Source organism: Phreatobacter stygius (genome assembly GCF_005144885.1).
Taxonomy (GTDB): domain Bacteria; phylum Pseudomonadota; class Alphaproteobacteria; order Rhizobiales; family Phreatobacteraceae; genus Phreatobacter; species Phreatobacter stygius.
This window is the reverse complement of sequence record NZ_CP039690.1, coordinates 557,731-577,841: the sequence shown is the minus strand read 5'-3', so window position 1 is coordinate 577,841 and position 20,111 is coordinate 557,731. Positions and strand designations below refer to the sequence as shown.

Below are 20,111 nucleotides of genomic sequence, written 5' to 3'. Positions count from 1 at the left end.
CCAAGACGACGTGCGAGGCTTGCGAAGCGACCCTCGAAGGACGGCTATCCTTGATGCGGCACTCCGATCTGATCTGATCTCAATCCGAAGAGGAAAGACCACGCATGCGACGTCTCGCCGTGATCGCCAAAGCCTTCGGCATGACCGACGAAGCCTGGCGCCGCCACGCCAATCCCTGGAGCGTCTACACCCGCTTCGCCGCCATCCCGGCGATGATCCTCGCCGTCTGGAGCCGGACCTGGCTCGGCTGGTGGGCGCTCATCCCCATCGCGCTGGTGATCCTCTGGCTCGTCGTCAACCCGCATGTCTTCGCCCCCGTCGACACGCCGCGCTCCTGGGCCGCCAAGGGCATCTATGGCGAGAAGCTCTGGCTCGAACGCCCGGACCTGGTGCCGCCGGGCGACCGCCTCGCCTTCCGCTGGCTGGCCGTGCCGGGCGTGGTCGGCGCGGGGCTGCTCGGATGGGGGCTGATCATGCTGGAGATCTGGCCGACGGTGTTCGGGGCGAGTTTGGTCGTGATGGCACAGCTGTGGCGGATTGATAGGTTGGGGAGGCTTTATGAGGGGAGAGAATGGGGGCCTGACGTGAGACGTGAAAAATAGGGAATTAGGTACGTGTCACCGTAATTCAGCGCCCAGCGAACGCGCGTATCCCGCGCCAGTCCCTTGCCGCCATCGGGTGAGCGTTCAAAGGCGGTAATCGTGATGGTCATCGTGAGGCGCCTCCCTGGCGAAATCTTCGGCTCTGGCACGCTGGAAGGCAAATTCACCGGGATTGAAGACGACCCTGTTCCATGTCCGGGTTGTCCGCATGGCAGACCCTGGGTCAGGCATGGCAGGCTCACCGAAACGGCAAGGTGAGTGTCGAGCATCCTCACGCTATAGAAACTGCATGGGATTCGGGGTCTTCATCCACCGCTCAGATTCGATCTACGATGACAGCCCCGCTGAGCGATACCAGTTTCCACGCCAGTATCTCGGCCGCGTTCGGGCCTGTGTCGGCGATTGGATCGTCTATTACGAGCCTGGCAAGGTTCGCGGCACGCGCGGCTATTTCGCCATAGCCCGGGTCCAGCAGGTCATTGCCGATCCGGCTACGCCCGGCATGTATATCGCTGTCATCGAGCCCGGCAGCTATCTCGACTTTGCCAATCCGGTTCCGTTCAGAGGCACAGACGGCGTAGTCGAGCGAGGCGTGCTCGACGAACGAGGACGAGTTTCGCCGCGTGGGCAATGGGCGGTCCGTCCGGTTTCGCCCGCCGACTTCAATCGCATCATCGAGCTGGGGTTGGATCAGAGCGCCCCGCTGCTGCCGCGCGTCGACGATGCCGGCTCTGCCTTGGCGCTTCAGGAGGACCAGGCGCCTTTCCAGTTCGAGCAGGCCCGCGACCGGGTCAGTTCCTTGACCTCGCGTATCGTCCGGGACCGCGTTTTCCGCCGGGTCGTGTTGCGCGCCTATGATGAACGCTGCGCCGTCACCGGGCTGAAGCTGATCAATGGCGGCGGCCGAGCGGAGGTCGCGGCGGCGCATATCCGGCCGGTCGAGGCGAACGGGCCTGACATCGTCAGCAACGGGATGGCTCTGTCCGGCACGGCGCATTGGATGTTCGACCGCGGGTTGATCAGCTTCGCCGACGACCTGGAGATCCTGGTCTCCCGGCAGGTCAACGATCCCGACGGCGTGCGCGGAATTCTGAACAAAAGCGGCCGCGCGCTGAAACCGCGGCGGGTTTCGGATCAGCCGCATCCGCATTTCCTGCAATGGCATCGCGAGCACTGCTTCAAGCAGTGAGGAATTGCGGTGACGCGTCCTTCAATCCCCCAAAGCTGAGCGCAATCGCCCCAGCGACAAAAGCGCTCGATCAGCCCGCGTCATTTCAAGACTTCGCGCTTCTGAATCTCGAACTCGTCCTGGGTCAGGACACCGCTGTCGCGTAGCTTTTGCAGCCGTTCCAAGGCATCGATGACGGAACCTTGCCGTTCGCGCGGCGGCGCTACGACCGCCGGGCTGGCCAATTGCGCAGCGCTGTAGCCACGCTGGCGGCCGAAATCGGCTTCCCCGAGCACATCGCCCGTATTGCGTATGCCGAGGCCGGTTGCCGATCCGATCAGTGGATCGGCGAAGGTCTTGTTGGTGGGATAGACCGCCCAGACCAATGCCACGCCCCAAAGGACGAAGGTCCAGCCGCCGACAATGTTGAGGGCGCAGATGACCCAGCGATAGTCATGCTCGCGGGAGAACGCCACGATGGTCGGAATGAAATAGATCCCGACCAGAATGACGAGAAGCAGGATGACAAGCCCATCCATTGGCCCATTCCTCTAAAGAGACGTGTTCGCCGGACGGGATGCCCATGACGGCACGGGCCGGACAGGTTCACCAGACCAGTCGCGCCATGGCCAAAGGCCAGTCTCTTCGACGCTCATTTCGCCCCCACACATTTCGCGCATTAGACAGTACCGCACCGCTTGCCGTCCACCGTTGCGTGCCGGGTCTTGCGGTGGTGCGCCTGATCGGGTGATCGATCAGTCGCGGTTCATGCCACCGGCTCGGTCAACTCGCCGTTGCGCACGACGACCCTGCCGCGCTTGATGACGGTACGGTCGGCGGGGCGCCCGCCACCGCCTCGACGTGTCACCGCAATGGACCGCAATGGCATTTGAGCCCCGACTTGGCCTCGCGACCGCCGAAGGGCGGGCGGCGGCGGAGCTCGAACAGGCGACCACGGAGCTGCGCGCCAATGGGGCGTCTCGCGTACTGGCCACCGCCGCTTCCTTGCGTTCGCGATTGAAGCCAAATGGTGGAGCCGCGCCTGTGGGAAGGTTCCGGCGCAACCGAAAGCGCGCGCCGAGAGGCGACGCCGCGATTGCATCAAGCCCGTTCAGCCGAGCTATATATGGGATTGCGGGACACGAATATCGCGCCATGCACCGGCGCCCAGGAATCAGATGAAGACAATAGGATTTCTCTCTTTCGGGCACTGGTCGCCCTCGCTCCAGTCGGCGACACGCTCGGCAAGGGACACGCTGCTGCAGTCAATCGAGCTTGCCGTGGCGGCCGAGGAACTCGGCGCGGACGGCGCCTATTTCAGGGTCCATCATTTCGCGCAGCAGCTTGCCTCACCCTTTCCCTTGCTCGCAGCCGTTGGTGCGAAGACGAACCGGATCGAGATCGGCACCGGCGTGATCGACATGCGCTACGAGAACCCGTTCTACATGGTCGAGGATGCGGGCGCCGCCGACCTGATCAGCAATGGCCGGCTCCAGCTCGGCATCAGCCGCGGCTCGCCAGAACAGGTGATCGACGGCTGGCGCTATTTCGGCCATGTCCCGGAAGAGGGACAGAGCGATGCCGACATGGGGCGACGCCACGCGGAAGTCTTTCTTGATCTGTTGAAGGGAGAAGGCTTCGCCCGGCCCAATCCGCGCCCCATGTTTCCCAATCCGCCTGGATTGCTGCGACTCGAACCCCATTCGGAGGGTTTGCGCCGGCGCATCTGGTGGGGGTCCGCGTCGAACGCCACGGCGCTCTGGGCGGCCCAGCAGGGCATGAACCTGCAAAGTTCGACCCTTAAGGCAGATGAGACTGGCGAGCCGTTTCACGTTCAGCAGGCCACGCAGATTCGCCTGTTTAGGCAGGCGTGGAAAGAGGCCGGCCACGATTGGGAGCCTCGCGTGTCGGTGTCCCGATCGATCTTCGCGCTCATGGACGATCGCGACCACGCCTATTTCGGGCGCGGCGATACCAGCGACCAGATCGGCATCATCGACAATATGCGCGCCGTTTTCGGGCGCTCCTATACTGCGGAGCCCGACCGGCTGATCACGCAATTGAAGGCAGACGAGGCCATAGCCGAGGCCGACACACTGCTGCTCACCGTGCCAAACCAGCTCGGCGTCGCATATAGTGCCCATGTGATCGAGGCCATTCTGAAACATGTCGCCCCCGCCCTCGGGTGGCGATGATGGCGGGAATGGTCAGCCTCACCGGTCTGCGCCGATTCCTGGATCTTCAGCAGCAGCGCGAGTGGATGCAGGGCCAGACGATCCTGTCCGACGCCGACGAGCGCTCGGAATCCCTCGAACTGCGCTTCAAATACGTCACGCGGTTCGAGAAGCTGCTGCGCCGACCGCAGGCGCAGCAGGTCCTTGATATCATCAGGGACTACGGCCACCACTGCATCCCGATTCCGCGCCGGACCGAGCGGTATTACTGGTCGGTTTCCTGTCTGCCGTCGACCCCGGGCAAGGCGCTCGTTCGCGTCAATGCGAGCTGGATGGAGCTTTTCTCGCTCTATGCGGATGGCGAGGGCATCCGCGCGCTATTCCTGGTGCATCTTTCCGATTTCACCACCGACCATTCGCTCGATCGGGGCCGAGTGGACGAAGCTTTCCTCGAGCGCTGCGTCACGACGCCGGAAGACGTCAGCTATGTGTTTCCCCGCGGCGAGGACATTTTCGGCATCAAGGTCCGCGGCGTCTCCTCGATCAGCAAAGTCCTCGGCGCGCCCCGCACGTTGCGGGCCATCAGGGCGTTCAACCTGACACATATGAACCGGGGTCGAAACGCCTATCAGGCGAGCCACTGCTACAGCCTGGCTGATCACATGCTGAGTGGTCATGTCGGTTGAGCGAAACTACGGTGACACGTATGGACTGCACCCCATTTGTGAGACAAATGAATTAGGGTGACATGGGCGCTCGGAGGCTGAATGCCCGACAAGCCCAGGACTCCCACACGCAGTTTCCCGCCTTCGTTCAAGCAGGCGGCGATGTCTCGGCTTGAAGCCGGCGAGACGCTGGCGGCGGTCGCTCGCGGCCTCGGCATCAGCCGCAAGGTGCTCTATGGCTGGCGGGCGTTGTGGCGGGCGGAAGGGGCCAGCGGGCTCTGCCACAAGCGCGGCCCCAAGCCTGGTCTGCGCGCGCGGCGCCTGGCGGCCGCTCTGGCTGCGCCCGCCAAACCGTCTCCGCCCGATCAGGCGCAGGCCCTGGCCAACGCACAGGCCCGCATCGGCGAACTCGAACGCATCATTGGCCGGCAGCAGGCGGGCCTCGATTTTTTTCAACGTGCCTTGCAGGCCTTGGACGCGGACAAGACGCCCGAACCGTCCGTGCCCGGCTCTACGCGGTCATCCAAGCCATGACCGGGAGCAGCACCCTGCAAGGCGCCGCCGTCATCGACCAGCTCTGCCGTCTCGGCCGTGTGTCTCGCGCCGGCTATTATCGCTTCCTCGAGCGCAAAGCCCCGGCCAGAGCCGACGCCGATCTGCGCGACGCCATCCATCGCATCGCCCTCGCGCACAAGCACTATGGCTACCGTCCCATGACCGCGACGCTCAAGCGCCAGGGCATCGAGGTGAACGCCAAGCGGGTGCTGCGCCTCATGCGCGAGGACAATCTGCTCGCCCTGCGCACCAAGGCCTTCGTGCCCAGAACCACCGACAGCCATCATGGCTTTCGCATCGCGCCTAACCTGATCCGATCGCTCATCCCCACGGGGCTCGATCAGATCTGGGTGGCGGATATCACCTATGTCCGCCTGGCCGAAGCCTTCGTCTATCTGGCCGTCATCCTCGACGCCTTCTCCCGCCGCGTCGTCGGCTGGGCGCTGGATGAGCACTTGCGCGCCGAGTTGGCTCTCGCAGCCCTCGACATGGCCCTTCGCCACCGCAAGCCGCCGCCCGACAGCCTGATCCATCATTCCGACAGAGGCGTCCAAGGCGGATTCAAACGGTCGTCGCAACACCGATTGTGTTCACTCATGGCAGTAACGCGTCAAGCGCCTCTGCCGGCGTTTTCCAGCCCAGCGTCTTTCTCGGTCGGGCATTGAGGACCGCTGCCACGGCGGCAATCTCATCGGCGCTGTGGATGCTCAGGTCGGTGCCTTTCGGGAAGTACTGACGCAGCAGCCCATTGGTGTTCTCGTTGGTGCCGCGCTGCCATGGGCTTTGCGGATCGCAGAAGTAGACCTGGACACCCGCATCGATTTTGAGACGATCGTGCTGGGCCATTTCGGCTCCCTGATCCCACGTCAGCGAGCGACGCAGTTCTTCGGGCAAGGTGATGATGGTGCGCGCGATCGCATCGCGCACGGCCTCAGCTCCGTGTCCCGCGAGCGCTGGCCCGTTCTTCGTGCGAGGAGCTTCGCCGTGCCCCGCGAGGCGGGGCAGATGCAGCAGCATCGTGAAGCGCGTTGTGCGCTCGACCAGCGTGCCGATCGCCGAGCTGCCAAGACCGAGGATGAGGTCTCCCTCCCAGTGGCCAGGCACCGCTCGATCGGCTGCTTCGACGGGGCGTTGACTGATCATGATCTCGGGCGAGACAAAGCCCTTGCCTCGCCTGCGGACGCGCGCCCTTGGCACCCGCAACACGCGTCCTGTTCGCAAGCAGGCCGTCAGTTCGCGGCGCAGCACCCCCCGGCCCTGAACGAAGAGGGCCTGATAGATGGCTTCGTGGCTGATACGCATCGTCTTGTCGTCCGGGAAGTCGATCGGCAAGCGCCGGGCAATCTGCTCCGGACTCCAGGCCCTTGCCCATCGCCGATCCTTTCGCGGGCCATGCCGGCGGCCCTTCCACGGAACGGCAGGACCTGGAACGGAAACGCCGCTCGGAGCCACGACGACGCCGGCAAGTCTCTCCTCCACATAGGTGCGCAAGGTTGTGTTGAGCGCAAGCTTGGTCGGTTTGGGCCGACGGGCCGATCGATCCGCATGCCACTGGGCAGTCGTCGCCCGATACTCCAACCCGCCGCTGCGCGTGGCTGCGTTGCGCCGCAGTTCACGGGAGATTGTCGAGGCGGCTCGCCTCAGGCGGCGCCCGATCTCCTGCATGGAATGGCCCTGCACCCTAAGAAGTGCGACCTCTTCACGCTCCACCAATGACAGGTAACGACCAGGCGGCTTTGCCGAGGATCTGAACATTGCTGGTGGCATACCGCCCGCCTTTCGGAACCATCTGGTTCCTACAGGCTGCGACACTCCGGCTTCGAGAGCAGCATCTTCGCTGCTCAGCCCCGCGGCGATCGCCCGCCAGAATCGAATCTGTTCATCGCGCCCCGCCAAAGGCGGCCGTCCTGGTGAAGGTAATGGCGCTCGTCCAGACCGTGCCGATCGCCGCTTTCGGATGCTCATCGCAACCTCCAACTTCAGAGTGTTGCGACGACCGTTTGAATCCGCCCAATATGCCAGCGCCGACTACACCAAGCGCCTCCATGACCATGCTGTCCGTCTCAGCATGAGCGCGCCCGGCAATCCCTACGACAACGCCAAAGCCGAAAGCTTCTTCAAGACCCTGAAGAAGGAGGAGGTCAACGCAAACACCTATTCCTCAATCGACGAAGCCAGGCGCAATATCGGCGCGTTCCTGGAGACAACCTATAATCGCCAGAGGCTCCATTCCGCTCTTGCCTACAAACCCCCAACCGAATTCGAAGCTGACCTTTCCATCCCTCGATCCGACTGAACTCCCCAACCCATGCCCACTGTCACTTAAATTCGACTGTCTCATTGAAGGGGTGCACTCCACGTACCTCATTCCCCTTATTTGCGTCACATGTGCATGCGCATCACGTGAGTGCGTCTCGCAATGCCGTAGGGCTGTGGCGATGACTGGAGCCGCCTTCGGTCTTGCGGCGTTCCGCCGCTCTCGCGCCATCTCAATTCCGACACGGAGCGACGGCGTGATGGCAATGCCCTTCTATCCGGAAGACCATGACAGAAATCAACGGCAATGCCGCTTCCCGGCCGCTCCTGTCCCGCCTGATGAGGCGCCTCGGCCTCGCTTTCCTGATCCTGTTCCTCGCGCCCATCGGCGTCTCTGCCGGCCTCTATCTCGCGGGCGACGCGACGCGCGACTGGCGCGGCGCCGACCGGTCCAGCGCTGGCCTGCTGCCGCCGGCGGCCAGCAACCGTCAGGCCGCTATTCGCGTTTTCGCGGCGCGCACGGTGCGATGGCGCGGGATCTTCGCCACCCATTGCTGGATCGTGGTGAAGGAGGAAGGCGCCTCGACTTACGAACGCTACGACTATACGGCTTGGGGTGGCCCGATCCGCGTCAACGGCTTTCCGCCTGACGGCCGCTGGTTCGGCCGCGCGCCGGAGATTGTGTTGGCGGTGGACGGCGCTGACGCCGCCGCCGCCATCCCGAGGATCAAGGCGGCAATCGCCAACTACCGCTACCGCGGCACGGGCGACTACCAGGCGTGGCCGGGGCCGAACAGCAACACCTTCGTCGCCAATGTGATGGCGGCGGCCCCGGAGCTTGGCCTGAGGCTGCCGACCACGGCCATCGGCAAGGACTATCCCGCCGATGGCCGCTGGCTGGCGCTGACGCCGTCGGGCACCGGCTTTCGGCTCAATCTCGGCGGCTATGGTGGGTTCACCGCGGGTTGGCTGGAAGGGATTGAGGTCAATGTGTTCGGCGCGGTGGTGGGCATGGAGTTCCGCCGTCCGGCGATCAACCTGCCGGGTTTGGGCCGGTTTGGAATGAGCGCGGGCTAGGCGTTGGGCCAAATGCGCCAAGAGCGGGATGACGGAGACACGTACCTCAGTTCCCTTTTGCCGAGCCGTCGAAGCGGCGCTTTGAATTGAGAGATGGCCGCGCCGTTACCGCTTGTCACGGGAATCATGGCCATCGAAACGATCCCGGGCGGACCTGAACGAGGTGGCGTTGTCGATCACCCAGGTCCCGAGCGGCATCATGCCGGCCAGAAGCCCGCGTCCTAATGCCGTCAGGGTATAATCGACCCGCGGCGGCACTTCCTGATGATCGCGCCGAACGATCAAGCCGTCACGCTCCAGCTGACGCAGTGACCGGGTCAGCATCCGCTGCGTCACCCCATCCAGGCGGCGGGCAAGCTCGGCATGCCGAAGCGTCCCCGACACGGCCAGCGCGTAGACGATGCCGAGCGACCAGCGGTTGCCGGCATGGGCAAGCACCTCGCGCTTCAGGCCGTCATCCTCGTCGCTCAGTGCCTCACATGCGGCCTTTGAGCGCGCGATCACCTCGTCGAAGCTGATTTCCATGCAGGATCACTCGTGTGCCTTCTTATCGTTCCGCGACGACCGCCCAATTTGACGATCAGTTCCTACGGAGAAACTGATGTCAGACACCAGATCCAGACCCAAGGCCACACTTGTTATCGGCGCGGGCGAGCTTGGCATGGCCATGATACGGGCTCTGTCAGCGCGGCGCGGTTCAGCCGGCGCTGGATCGTTGAATGTCCTGCTGCGGCCGGTCCCCGCGGACAGAGCCCATGGCGAACCGGACCGTCTGGCGGCGAAACTTCGCCAGATGGGCGTCGAGATCATCCGGGCCGATCTGGCGACGGAAACCGAAGAGGGGCTTGCTGCGATCTTCGCGGATTTCCCGGTGGTCATTTGCTGCGCCGGTTTTGTCGGAGGAGCGGGGACGCAACGAAAGATCACGGCGGCTGTCCTGAAGGCCGGGGTCGAGCGCTACGTTCCCTGGCAGTTCGGCGTCGATTATGACGCCGTCGGGCGCGGCAGCGGCCAGGACGTGTGGGATGAGCAGCTCGATGTCCGGGAGATGTTGCGCGCGCAGGCGCGCACGCACTGGACCATCGTGTCTACCGGCATGTTCACCAGCTTCCTGTTCGAACCTTCCTTCGGTCTGGTCGATCTCGAAAAGGGCCGGGTTCACGCCCTCGGCAGTTGGGATCATCGGCTGACGGTCACCATCCCGGAGGAGATTGGCCGTCTGACCGTGGCCATCCTGGAGCACGAGCCGCGCATTGACGATACGGTGGTGTTCGTCGCAGGTGATACGTTCTCCTATGCGCAGCTCGCCGGCATGGTGGAGCAGCATCTCGGCCGTCCGGTGGAGCGCATTCTTTGGCGCATGGACACCCTTCTCGCGGAGGTAACGGCGCATCCCGAGGACGGCATGCGGAAATATCACCTGGCTTTTGCGCGCCGTACCGGGGTCGCCTGGGACAAGGAGCGGACGTTCAACTCCTTGCAAGGAATTGCCGTCACCGACGTGCCGACATGGCTTGGGAGGCGGCATGATGCATGAGATGATCCCAATCTGACCAATCACGCCACCGGCTCGGTCAGCTCGCCGTTGCGGACGACGACCTTGCCGCGTTTGATGACGGTCCGGTCGGCGGGGCGCGCCACCACCGCCTCGGCCGGCGTATCGCCCGGCACCAGCAAGAGATCGGCGGCACAACCGACGGCGAGACCGTAGCTGTCGAGGCCCATGACCGTGGCCCCGCCATGGCTGCAGACATCGAGCGCCAGCTCGATCTCCTCGTCGAGCCGGAAATTGTTGCGCAGGCCGATCAGCATGGCGCGCTCCAGCATGTCGCCATTGCCATAGGGGTTCCAGCTGTCGCGAATGCCGTCCGAGCCGCCGCACACGACGATGCCGGCCTCGACGCATTGCTTCACCGGCGGCGCCGGACGGCTGGCCGGACCGGTGGTCATCACGGCGATCCGCTCCCGGGCCAGATCGGCGATCAGGCGGCGCGCCTGATCGACATCGGGCATGCCGAGGCAGAAGCCGTGGCTGACGGTGACCTTGCCCTGCATGCCGTGCGCGCGGGTGCGCTCGATGATCAGCTCCAGCGAGAAGGCGCCCATCTCGCCAGGTTCGTGCAGGTGGATATCGAGCGGCCGGCCATGTTTCTCGGCAAGCCCGAAAATGGCGTCGAGATGCCCCTTCGGATCGCGGTCGATGGCGCAAGGGTCGAGGCCGCCGACCACCTCGGCGCCCAGCGCCATGGCGCGGTCGAGCAGTTCGAGCGTGCCCGGCCGGATCAGCAGGCCCGATTGCGGAAAGGCGACGATCTGGACATCGATCACGGCCTTGAGCCGCTCGCGCATCGCCATCACGCCCTCGATCCCCGCCAACCCGACCTCGGTATCGACGTCGACGTGGCTGCGGATATGGGTGGTGCCCATCCTCAGGCTCTGGGCGACCTGCCGCGCGGATTGCCGGTCGGGGTCGATGCCTGTCTCGCGCCGGATGCGGCGCTCGTTCTCGATCTTGTCGATCAGGCGCGGCCCGGCCGAATGCTTGTGCCAGCCCATGCCCCAAAGCGTCTTGTCGAGATGGGTATGCGCCTCGACCAGTCCCGGCAGCAACAGCGCGCCACCCCCATCGAGCACCGCAGCACCGTCTGCCGCTCCGATCGTGCCGACGGCGGCAATCTGCCCGTCGCGGATCAGCACGTCGGCTGATTGTCCACCCGCTGGCCTGACATCAAGGATCAGAAGGTCTTGCGGCATAGGAGCCCTTTCTTGTTCCGCCGCTCGGTCGCGGAACGCCAATGCATGCAATCGGTATTCGCGTCGGATACTCGATCGCGGCCGGCTGATGGTCAAATTATACTTTGTTTTTGCTGGGCTGCGGAAGATTCGCCACCGACACCATGCGTTCCAGACAGGCTCTCCGTGGGGAGGATCAGCCAAACAATCGCGCGCCCGACGTCCGCGAGCGACGACGAGGTGGCGCCGACATTCGCTGATAATGAGACAGTCTTGACTCATTAGGGACTCAATCATATCAATAGATATGCTGATGTCTCTGCTCTGAGGAGCGAATGCCGTGAGCGAACCGGGAAAAATGACGACGGCAAGTGGCAAGGCGCGCGGCGGCCGATCGACCTCCAGCCGCGCTAACCTTCTCAGAGTGGGCGCCGAGATGCTGGCGCGCGATCCGCGCGCCTCGCTCGACGACATTGCCCGCGCGGCGAAGGTCGGCCGCGCCACGCTGCATCGGCACTTCGCGTCGCGGACCGACCTGCTGCGTGAGATCGGGCTCGCCGCGCTGACGATGATCGAGGCCGCCGTCGTCGCGGCGCAGCCGAGCGATGGCACGCCCGAACAGGCCCTGCGCCGCCTGATCGACGCGCTCACGCCACTCGGCGTGCATGCTCATTTCCTGCTCTACGCAGCCGACCTGTTCGACGATCCCGCGCTGAAGCAGGCCGACGAACGCATAACCGGCCTGATCCTGCCGGTTGTCCTGCGCGCGAGACGGGCCGGTCTCATTCGGGCGGACGTGCCGGACGCATGGATCTTCGCGTCGTTGGAGGCGCTGCTCTATGCCGCCTGGAATGCCGTACAGATCGGCACCGTCGCACGGAACGACGCACCGCGCCTGGTGCTGACGTCGTTCCTGCAAGGGGTCGGTGGCCGTGGCGGTTCCGACCATGGGTGACCCCCCGCGAAAGGTTGCGATCGCCGGTGCCGGCGTGGCCGGCCTTGCCGCCGCCTTGGCGTTTCGCAAGGCGGGCTATGCGGTGACCGTGCTCGAACGGACCGCCGAACTCGGCGCCGTCGGGGCAGGCATTCTGCTGCAAGCCAACGGTCTCCTGGTCCTCGAAACGTTCGGGGTGGCCGAGGAGGTTCGTGCCGCCGGCGCCGCGATGTCGCGCTTCCTGATGCGCGATCGACGCGGACGCGCCTTGCTGGCGACCGAACTGCAGGCGCACCTTCCACCCAACCTCTGGCCGGTGTGCATCCATCGCGCCGACCTGCACGACATTCTGTGGCGGGCCTGCGCGGCGCGGGGCGTGACACTGCGCCTCGGCTGCAAGGTGTCCGCCGTCGAAACGGACGGCCCGTCGCCGGTTCTCGTCTACGACACGCCGAGTGGCGCCGCCCGCCTGGCTGGTGACCTCGTCGTCGGCGCCGATGGCGTGAATTCGGCGGTGCGCGACTTGGCCGGCTTTGCTTGCCGCTTCTGGCCGGTCGTCGAGGGAAGTGTCCAGGGTGTCGCCCGCTTCGCGGTCCCGGCCGACTGCCATGGAGAATATATCGGCGGAGCGGAAGCCTGCGGCATGCTGCCCTTGGGCGGGGCCAAGACCTTCTGGTTCTGGGGCGGCTCCGGCCAGACGGTGGGGAAAATCGAGACGCTCAGCTTCGCCACCTGGAAGGAAAGCGTCTGCCGGGACTTCCCGCCCATGCGGCTGGTGCTGGACGAGCGTCACGACTGGCCCGGCACGGTGCGGCTGCAGCATCAAAGCGTGCAATGCGACGCCTGGTCGGCCGGCAAGGTCGTGTTGATCGGCGACGCCGCCCACGCCATGAGCCCGAATCTCGGCCAAGGCGCGAACTGCGCCCTGGTGGATGCGCTCGCCCTTGTCAGCCGCGTCGCCGCGCGCGACGCGGGCGCAAACCTCGCCGATGCGCTGGCCCGGTTTGAGCATGATCGCCGGGCGATGGTCGAGCGGCTGCAGCGGCAGGGGCAGCGCAGGGCCGTCGCTTCCGCACAGAGCTGGCCCGGGCTCGAGCCCATCGTCAACTTCGCACTCCGCCTTGTCCGCTTCGCCCCGCTCGCCATGCGACGCGCGGAGGTCCGCCTGATGAATGGCCTGGAAGGGGACGATCTCGATCTCAGGGCAGCAGGGATCAGGGCCGCGATACCGTGGTAGCTTCGCCGGTGAGCTTCGCCGCGTACCGTGGTGGCGTGGGCCCCTGGAACGAGACACGCATCAACGATCCCGACGCTTCACGCGGCAAGGCCGCATCGCACCTCTGCCTGAGACGCGCGGCTGGAGGCGCGGCTTCGTTTGTCGCCGCGACATCGGCCGGCTAGCTTCGTCGCCCCAAGAGGAAACGACGTCGAGGAATCGATCATGGCGGATGAGGCTGTTGCGCGGCCGGCAACCGGCGACGAACTGGCATTTGACCGGACCAAGGCGGGCCAGCCGCCGCTCGAGCCTTCGACCACGCGCGATCGTGGCATCGGGCCGTTCAAGCGGCTGGTGCTGCGCGGCGCCACCGTCATCGACGGCACCGGGGCGCCGCCGATCGGGCCGACCGACATCGTGGTGGAGAACGGCCGCATCGTCCTGATGAAAAAGGTCGGCTCGGCCAAGACGGTGATCAAGGAGGCGGCCCGGCCGCCCGGCGGCGATCACGAGATCGATTGCCACGGCAAGTTCGTCACGCCGGGCTTCGTCGATTGCCACGGCCATGCCGGGGTTGCCTATCATGCCGCCAATGGCTGGGTGCCGCCGGTCGACTATGTCTACAAGCTCTGGCTCGCCCATGGCGTCACCACGGTGCGCGAGATGGGCTCGTTCAACGGGCTCGGCTGGATGCTCGACCAGAAGCAGCGCTCCGAGGCCAACAGCATCGCCGCGCCGCGCCTGTTGTCCTATGTCTATTTTCCCGCCGTCAACGACATGCTGAAGACCGTGCATACGCCCGACGAAGGGCGCGCCTGGCTGCGCCAGGCCAAGGCGCGCGGCGCCGATGGCGTGAAGTTTTTCGGCGCGCCGCCGGCCATCATGGAGGCGGCCCTCGACGAATGCCGCAAGCTGGGGCTTCGCACCGGCTGCCACCATGCCCAGACCGCGGTCACCCGCATGAACGCGCTGACCACCGCCGGCTGGGGGCTGGGCAGCGCGGAACATTATTACGGCCTGCCGGAAGCCCTGTTCGAGGACCGGGTCGTGCAGAACTATCCGCACGACTATGATTACAACGACGAATATTTCCGCTTCTCGGTGGCCGGCCAGATGTTCCAGCAGGGCGCCAAGCCTGGCTCGGCCAAATGGAACGAGGTTCTGGACAAGTTCCTGGCGCTCGATTTCACCTTCGTCCCGACCTTTACGATCTATGACGCCAACCGCGACCTGATGCGGGCGCGCCAGGCCGACTGGCACAAGGCCTATACCTGGAAGTCGATGTGGAACTATTTCCAGCCGCAGCGCGGCGGCCATGGCTCCTATTGGTATCGCTGGTCGACCCAGAACGAGATCGAGTGGAAGGAAAACTACCGACTCTGGATGACCTTCATCAACGAATACAAGAACCGCGGCGGGCGGGTCTGCGCCGGCTCCGATTCAGGCTTCATCTTCCAGATCTTCGGCTTCGGTTATATCCGCGAGCTGGAGCTCTTGCAGGAGGCCGGTTTCCACCCGATCGAGGTGCTGCGCGCGGCCACCTCGCAAGGCGCGGCGCTGTGCGGGCTCGCCGACGAGATCGGCACGGTGGAGGTCGGCAAGAAGGCCGACCTCTTGGTCCATGACCACAATCCGCTGACCGATTTCAAGATGCTCTACGGCACCGGCGCGATGCGGCTGAACGACGAGACCCGCACCATCGAATGGCACCGGGCGCTGCGTTTCACCATCAAGGACGGGGTGATCTACGACACCGCCGAACTGCTCGCGGATGTCCGCGCCATGGTCGACAAGAGCTGGGAGGACGATGGGCCGACTTTGGCGGAACGGCCCAAATGACCATGAATTCGAGCAGGCATTCGAGCGCCCATGCGGCGCCCGCCTTCATCGTCCTGACCGGCTTCCTCGGCAGCGGCAAGACCACGCTCCTGCGCGATTTCCTGGACCTGCCGGAGGCGGCCGATACCGCCATCATCGTCAACGAGGCGGGCGAGATCGGCCTCGATGGCGCCGTGCTCGCCGATGGCGGCGGCGATGTTCGCTTGAGCATGCTGGCCAATGGCTGCGTCTGCTGCCAGGGCGCAAGCGATCTCGCGGTGGCGGTCGAGGCGTTGCTTCGGGTCGACCGGCCGGAGGCCCAGGGACCGCTGAGGCGCATCATTCTCGAAACCAGCGGCCTGTCGAAACCCGGGCCCGTGCTGCGCTCGCTTGGCGTGCTCGCCGAGCATCGCATGCCGGTCTCGATCGTCTCGACCTATGACGCCGCGCGCGGCCGGCAGCTGGCCGCGTTTCCCGAAGCGCTGGCGCAGTGGGCCGGCGCCCAGGCGCTGATCGTCACCAAGACCGATCTGCTCGGGCCGCAAGCGCGCGGACAAGCCGGGCGCGAGGCCGGCGCGGTCAATCCGCTCGCCCGGGTGATCTCGGGCACGCAGCGTGGCAAGGCGCTGTGGGATGCGATCGCCGCCGCCGGTCCGCGCGACGCCGGTTTCGATCCGCCGGAGACCGGTTCGGCCGAGGCCGGTGCCCATCCGCGCATCGGCGTGTTTCTGGTGAAGATGGCGGGCGAGCCGGCCTATGAGGCGCTGGCGGCCTGGCTCGACAATCTCGCCGGCCTGCTCGGCGACCGGCTGCTGCGGCTCAAAGGGCTGGTGCGAACCGGCGAAAGCGACGTGCCCTTGCTGGTCCAGAGCGTCGGCACGCTGTTTTCCATGCCGCGGCCGTTCCGGGCGGCCAAGCTCGATCGTGGCTCGTTCATCGTGGTCATCGCCCGCGACACGACCCTTGGCGACCTGCGTGGCGTGACGCCGGATCTCGGCATGGTCGTGACGACGACGGCGGCCGGCGCGTTCGGCGGGCGCAAGCTGGGTGTCGGGTCGCGGCCCGGGATGGCGGAGAGGGTGACCGCGCCGTAGAGCCTGGTCGGGGGGCGGATTGAGGTGTCGGGCAACCCGTGGTGCCGCAGATTACCAATGCGGGACGATCAGGCTCTAGTCGCTCGGCAGTGGACCGGGGAGCAGCAAGGTCGTCGGGAAACCCGGCACCGGCGGGGTCATCCAGCGCAGCGCGCGCCCGCGGCCGAACGACTGCACCTTGCCGGCCGCCGCCAGCTGGTCGAGCGCCCGCTGCGCCGTGCGCGGGCTGGCGTCGAGGGCGATCGCCAGGGCCGAGCTCGACCAGGCTTCGCCGTCGGCGAGGAAGGCGAGCACGGCTCCATGCGGCTCGTCGACCGGCGGCGCCAGCACGACGATCTCGGCCGCGTGGCGCGGCGCCAGCGCGAAGCCGCGCTTGGTCGCGGTGACGTCGGCCAGTGCCCGAAGCGCGACGCGTAGCCGCCCGGCTTCCACCCGCAGCCGCGCGCGATGGGATTCATCGGCGTGTTTGGCCCGGAAGGCGCGGGCGACCAGCACGTCCCGCGACACGTCGCCGGGCCAGGCTTCCGCCAGCGCGCGCGCCAGCGCGAACAGCACCGGCCGGGTCGCCAGCGACACCACCGTGCCGGCGTCGCGCACGACATGGCGGCAGGCGTCGACGACGAAAGCCCCGGAGGCCAGCAAGGCCTCGACCTCGGCGAGCCGGAGAGGGCGCTCCTCGCCGCGCGCGATCAGCCGCGCCGCCGGCATGTCGAGCACGCCGGACGCGCTTTCGACCTCCGCCGCCAGGCCGGGGATGCCGGCCTGGCGCGCCGCCTCGCCGGCGCGGACGAGCGCGGCGCGCGCCGCCGCCGTGTGCAGGCGCCGGATCGCTATTCCGGCAAGCGCCAGCGCATGGGCAGCCTTTGCCGCGGGCGGCAGGAGCGCGGGGTCGAGCCCGGCCAACTGGCGTTCGGCCTCGTCGAGGCGGCCGATCAGCAAGAGCCGCCGGACCTCGAGGTTGCGCGCATGCGCGGCATTGGCGTGGTCGCCATGGGTTTCGAGCGTCGCCCGCGCCGCATCGAGCACCTTGGCCGGCCAGCCGAGGTCGCGCGAGACCAGCGCGATCTCGGCCTCGGCGACGACGCAGCGCGCGCGGGCCATGGCCTCTTTCGGACCGAAGGCGCGCGCGGCACGGCGCAGCAGCGCCTTGGCCCGCACGAGATCGCCGAGCTGCGCCATGGCGATGCCGCGCAGCGCCAGCGCCGGCGCGTCGTCACGCAGCGCCACCCGGTTCAAGGCACCGAGCGGATCGCCGGCGGCCAGCGCCCGCGCCGCGGCGGTGATCAGCGAGTCCATCTGAATCCCGTCACACTTGTCACTCCCACCCCGTCGATGCCCGAGGCTACGACCAAGCATCCCGGCGGACAGGAGGTCAATGATGCGCAATCAGGTCGTTTCGCACGAGGAGTGGCTGAAGGCGCGCCCGGACCTGCGCGCGACCGACGTCTTATGCCTCGCCGCCACGCCGACCTTCGCGCTCATGGCGCTGATGACCGGCGTCCTTGGCGGCGGCCCGCTGGAGGCGTTCTGCGCGGCCGCCCAAGGCGCGCCGGTCATCAGCGGAATGGTCCTGATGTATCTGCTGATGAGCATCTTCCATGCGGCGCCCTGGCTGAAGCTGGTCGCAGGCTGGCGAAGCGGCGTTGGCGCCCGTGAAGGCTCTCCGGAACTGATCGCCTCGGGTTGAAGCATTGCATCAAGGACGGCTGACCATTGGGCAAGGCTTGATCCGACTTGCACCCTGCGCGGCCGGGACCGACGAGCCCCTGTTGAATCCCGCCACACTTGTCACTCCCGCCGGTCGAAACGCCGGTCCTAACCTGCCTCACCACCAATAGACACAGGAGCGAAGACCATGACGGCACATCAGATTGCAACACGCGGTGAATGGCTGAAAGCCCGGCTCGGGCTGCTCGAGGCGGAGAAGGAGCTGACCCGGCGCAGCGACGAACTGGCGCGGCGGCGGCAGGAGCTGCCCTGGGTCCGGATCGACAAGGACTATCGCTTCGACACCGACCAGGGCGGCGCCTCGCTGGCGGATCTCTTCGGCGGGCGCTCGCAGCTCCTGGTCTACCACTTCATGTTCGGGCCCGACTATGCGGCCGGGTGCCCGTCCTGCTCGGCGGTCGCCGACGGCTTCGACGGCTCGGTCGTCCACCTGGCCAACCACGATGTCGCGCTTGTCTCGGTGTCGCGGGCGCCGCTCGCCAAGCTGCAGGCCTATAAGCAGCGGATGGGCTGGACCTTTCCCTGGGTGTCGTCGGGCGACGGCGACTTCAATTTCGACTTCAATGTCTCGTTCACCGAGGCGCAGCAGCGCGAGGGCACGGTCGACTACAATTACCGGCGGGCGGGCCACGCCCTGGACATCACACCGGCGCCGGAGCCGGTCGTCCAGTTCGCCGCCATGTGCGGAACCGTCGCGCCGGTCTATGCGCTCGACCGGCCGGGCCTGAGCGCCTTCGTGCGCGAGGACGGCGTGGTCTACCACACCTATTCCACCTATACGCGCGGCGTCGACAGTCTCTGGGGCATGTACCAATGGCTCGACCGGGCGCCCAAGGGACGCAACGAGACCGGCGCCTGGTTCCGCCGCCACGACGAATACGGCAAGGCCTGAGCGGCCGCCGGTGGACCGGGCGTCAGTGGATCGCCTGGTCCCATGCCATGCGCCGGTAGTCGTTCGGCGCGATCCCGACTGTCCCCTGGAAAGCCCGGTAGAAGGTCGCGAGGCTGCCGAAGCCGCAGGCAAAGCCGATCTCGGTGACGCGCGTGGCCGGCTGCGCGACCAGCTGGCGGCAGGCTTCCTCGATGCGGATGGCCTGGAGCGTCGTCATGAACGACCCGCCGGTCGGCTCGAAAATGGCATGGACCTGCCGCTTGGAGATGCCGAGCATCGCGCCGGCGATCTCGGCCGACAGGTCCATGCGATGGAAATGGCGCCGCATGATCTGCCGGAGCGCATGGCGATGGGCGGTGCGCAGCGCCAGCCGGCTCGGCGGCGCGCCGCGAGCGGCAAGCGCGCGGGCGAGCAGGACCATCTGGCCCAGGGCGCCGATCGACTGTTCCGCCTCGGTCTCCGCCAGCGGCGCCGTATCGTCGAACAGGGCGGTGAGCGAGGCGGCGATCAGGTGCGAATAACCGCTGGCGCCAAGATCGAAGGATGGCAGGTCGAGGAGCTGCGCGGGCCGCGGGAAGGACGGTCCCGATTGCAGCGGGATCTTCACGGTGCGGAAGCGAAACGGCGCCTGCGTCGACGGTATGCCGGCGAAAGCGCGGTCGGAATGGCCGGCCACCAGCGTTCCGCCGGTGACGAAAAACGGCTGGTCGGTGCCGGTATCGCACCAGCCCGGCCCGGCGATCTGCTGCGAGACGACCAGGCTGTCGCCCGGCATCGCGGCAATATCCGCGGCGGTCCGGCTGACCCGATAGGCCGATGCGCTGATGGTGGCGAGCGTCGCCCCGGCAAGGGTCGAGGCCCGGAAGCTGCCGGAAAAGTCCGCCCTGCGCTCGGGTTCGAGCTCGATGGTCACGCCGAACAGCTTCTTGCCGCGCACCTCACGCCAGTGGTCGAAGCGCTCGTGTGGCGCCACCGCATCGGTGGAGAAGGCGATCATCGTCTATCTCAGCTGCGCCGTCGTCCGGCAGGGAGGCACATTGCCATTGTCACCCGGCGCCACCCCCGACGGTCAGAGGCTGCGAGTATCGGCGAGGCGGTCCGGCTTGCCAAGGGCCAAGGGGTCGCGGGACCAAGCGCCGGGGGCCGTGGCGAACCGGCCGTGGCGCTTGCGCGATCGCGACACGCCCTGGCGGCTTGTT

Annotated in this window: 21 protein-coding genes and 1 pseudogene; 15 read left to right on the top strand and 7 right to left on the bottom strand. The window is 66.4% G+C overall.

Annotated features, from left to right (window positions below; translation table 11 throughout):
• The first annotated feature begins 104 nt into the window (after positions 1-104).
• Positions 105-602 (top strand): DUF6653 family protein, encoded by a 498-nt coding sequence (locus E8M01_RS02740; protein WP_136958703.1) that lies wholly within the window; start codon positions 105-107, stop codon positions 600-602.
• A gap of 26 nt (positions 603-628) precedes the next feature.
• Here E8M01_RS02740 and E8M01_RS35440 read toward each other — a convergent pair.
• Positions 629-712: pseudogene (locus E8M01_RS35440) on the bottom strand (glutathione S-transferase family protein); the annotation flags it as partial.
• A gap of 179 nt (positions 713-891) precedes the next feature.
• Here E8M01_RS35440 and E8M01_RS02730 point away from each other — a divergent pair.
• Positions 892-1,791, top strand: coding sequence for an HNH endonuclease (locus E8M01_RS02730; RefSeq protein WP_136958702.1), 900 nt, complete (start codon positions 892-894; stop codon positions 1,789-1,791).
• Between the two features lie 80 nt (positions 1,792-1,871).
• Here E8M01_RS02730 and E8M01_RS02725 read toward each other — a convergent pair whose 3' ends face one another.
• Positions 1,872-2,309: a superinfection immunity protein gene (locus E8M01_RS02725; protein WP_136958701.1), complete on the bottom strand. Its 438-nt coding sequence runs from the start codon at positions 2,307-2,309 to the stop codon at positions 1,872-1,874.
• 639 nt (positions 2,310-2,948) lie between these two features.
• Here E8M01_RS02725 and E8M01_RS02720 point away from each other — a divergent pair.
• The 4 genes from E8M01_RS02720 to E8M01_RS02705 all read left to right on the top strand — a co-directional run bounded on the left by E8M01_RS02720 (position 2,949) and on the right by E8M01_RS02705 (position 5,829).
• Positions 2,949-3,965: an LLM class flavin-dependent oxidoreductase gene (locus E8M01_RS02720; protein ID WP_136958700.1), complete on the top strand. Its 1,017-nt coding sequence runs from the start codon at positions 2,949-2,951 to the stop codon at positions 3,963-3,965.
• 8 nt (positions 3,966-3,973) lie between these two features.
• Complete coding sequence (locus tag E8M01_RS02715; protein WP_246088576.1) at positions 3,974-4,630, top strand: hypothetical protein; 657 nt, start codon at positions 3,974-3,976, stop codon at positions 4,628-4,630.
• Between the two features lie 81 nt (positions 4,631-4,711).
• Complete coding sequence (locus tag E8M01_RS02710) at positions 4,712-5,143, top strand: transposase (protein ID WP_136958698.1); 432 nt, start codon at positions 4,712-4,714, stop codon at positions 5,141-5,143.
• Positions 5,140-5,829 carry an IS3 family transposase gene (locus E8M01_RS02705; RefSeq protein ID WP_136958697.1) on the top strand — a complete coding sequence of 230 codons (690 nt, stop codon included), beginning with the start codon at positions 5,140-5,142 and terminating at the stop codon, positions 5,827-5,829. Before E8M01_RS02710 ends, E8M01_RS02705 begins: the two co-directional genes overlap by 4 nt.
• On the opposite strand, the gene E8M01_RS02700 is transcribed toward E8M01_RS02705, so the two are convergent.
• Positions 5,759-7,129: an IS30 family transposase gene (locus E8M01_RS02700; protein ID WP_211596664.1), complete on the bottom strand. Its 1,371-nt coding sequence runs from the start codon at positions 7,127-7,129 to the stop codon at positions 5,759-5,761. The two genes, E8M01_RS02705 and E8M01_RS02700, sit on opposite strands and share 71 nt — an antisense overlap.
• Here E8M01_RS02700 and E8M01_RS02695 point away from each other — a divergent pair.
• Positions 7,122-7,460 (top strand): integrase core domain-containing protein, encoded by a 339-nt coding sequence (locus E8M01_RS02695; RefSeq protein ID WP_136958696.1) that lies wholly within the window; start codon positions 7,122-7,124, stop codon positions 7,458-7,460. The genes E8M01_RS02700 and E8M01_RS02695 overlap by 8 nt on opposite strands.
• Positions 7,461-7,759: 299 nt before the next feature.
• Entirely contained in the window at positions 7,760-8,497 is a 738-nt protein-coding gene (locus E8M01_RS02690; RefSeq protein WP_136964419.1) for a DUF3750 domain-containing protein, read from the top strand.
• Between the two features lie 105 nt (positions 8,498-8,602).
• On the opposite strand, the gene E8M01_RS02685 is transcribed toward E8M01_RS02690, so the two are convergent.
• Entirely contained in the window at positions 8,603-9,022 is a 420-nt protein-coding gene (locus tag E8M01_RS02685) for a winged helix-turn-helix transcriptional regulator (RefSeq protein WP_246088575.1), read from the bottom strand.
• 76 nt (positions 9,023-9,098) lie between these two features.
• Here E8M01_RS02685 and E8M01_RS02680 point away from each other — a divergent pair, with 76 nt between their 5' ends.
• Entirely contained in the window at positions 9,099-10,034 is a 936-nt protein-coding gene (locus tag E8M01_RS02680; protein ID WP_136958695.1) for an aromatic alcohol reductase, read from the top strand.
• Positions 10,035-10,054: 20 nt separating this feature from the next.
• Here the strand turns inward: E8M01_RS02680 and E8M01_RS02675 are convergent, their stop codons facing one another.
• Positions 10,055-11,251: an amidohydrolase family protein gene (locus tag E8M01_RS02675; protein ID WP_136958694.1), complete on the bottom strand. Its 1,197-nt coding sequence runs from the start codon at positions 11,249-11,251 to the stop codon at positions 10,055-10,057.
• Between the two features lie 319 nt (positions 11,252-11,570).
• On the opposite strand from E8M01_RS02675, the gene E8M01_RS02670 reads away from it, so the two are divergent.
• The 4 genes from E8M01_RS02670 to E8M01_RS02655 all read left to right on the top strand — a co-directional run bounded on the left by E8M01_RS02670 (position 11,571) and on the right by E8M01_RS02655 (position 16,292).
• On the top strand, positions 11,571-12,185 hold the full coding sequence (locus E8M01_RS02670; protein ID WP_136958693.1) for a TetR/AcrR family transcriptional regulator: 615 nt from the start codon (positions 11,571-11,573) through the stop codon (positions 12,183-12,185).
• Positions 12,178-13,401, top strand: coding sequence for an FAD-dependent oxidoreductase (locus E8M01_RS02665; protein WP_136958692.1), 1,224 nt, complete (start codon positions 12,178-12,180; stop codon positions 13,399-13,401). The genes E8M01_RS02670 and E8M01_RS02665 overlap by 8 nt, the downstream gene beginning before the upstream one ends.
• Positions 13,402-13,605: 204 nt before the next feature.
• Positions 13,606-15,219: an amidohydrolase family protein gene (locus E8M01_RS02660; RefSeq protein ID WP_136958691.1), complete on the top strand. Its 1,614-nt coding sequence runs from the start codon at positions 13,606-13,608 to the stop codon at positions 15,217-15,219.
• On the top strand, positions 15,216-16,292 hold the full coding sequence (locus E8M01_RS02655; protein WP_246088574.1) for a CobW family GTP-binding protein: 1,077 nt from the start codon (positions 15,216-15,218) through the stop codon (positions 16,290-16,292). The genes E8M01_RS02660 and E8M01_RS02655 overlap by 4 nt, the downstream gene beginning before the upstream one ends.
• A 75-nt stretch (positions 16,293-16,367) precedes the next feature.
• On the opposite strand, the gene E8M01_RS02650 is transcribed toward E8M01_RS02655, so the two are convergent.
• Positions 16,368-17,588: a helix-turn-helix domain-containing protein gene (locus E8M01_RS02650; protein ID WP_136958690.1), complete on the bottom strand. Its 1,221-nt coding sequence runs from the start codon at positions 17,586-17,588 to the stop codon at positions 16,368-16,370.
• Positions 17,589-17,670: 82 nt separating this feature from the next.
• On the opposite strand from E8M01_RS02650, the gene E8M01_RS02645 reads away from it, so the two are divergent.
• Both E8M01_RS02645 and E8M01_RS02640 read left to right on the top strand, forming a co-directional pair.
• A complete protein-coding gene (locus tag E8M01_RS02645; RefSeq protein ID WP_211596694.1) occupies positions 17,671-17,979 on the top strand; it encodes a hypothetical protein in 309 nt (102 codons plus the stop codon).
• Between the two features lie 168 nt (positions 17,980-18,147).
• The gene (locus tag E8M01_RS02640; RefSeq protein ID WP_136958689.1) at positions 18,148-18,912 is read left to right on the top strand and encodes a DUF899 domain-containing protein; all 765 of its coding nucleotides are present in this window, start codon (positions 18,148-18,150) and stop codon (positions 18,910-18,912) included.
• Between the two features lie 22 nt (positions 18,913-18,934).
• Here E8M01_RS02640 and E8M01_RS02635 read toward each other — a convergent pair whose 3' ends face one another.
• The gene (locus E8M01_RS02635) at positions 18,935-19,909 is read right to left on the bottom strand and encodes a helix-turn-helix domain-containing protein (protein WP_136958688.1); all 975 of its coding nucleotides are present in this window, start codon (positions 19,907-19,909) and stop codon (positions 18,935-18,937) included.
• Positions 19,910-20,111: the final 202 nt, after the last annotated feature.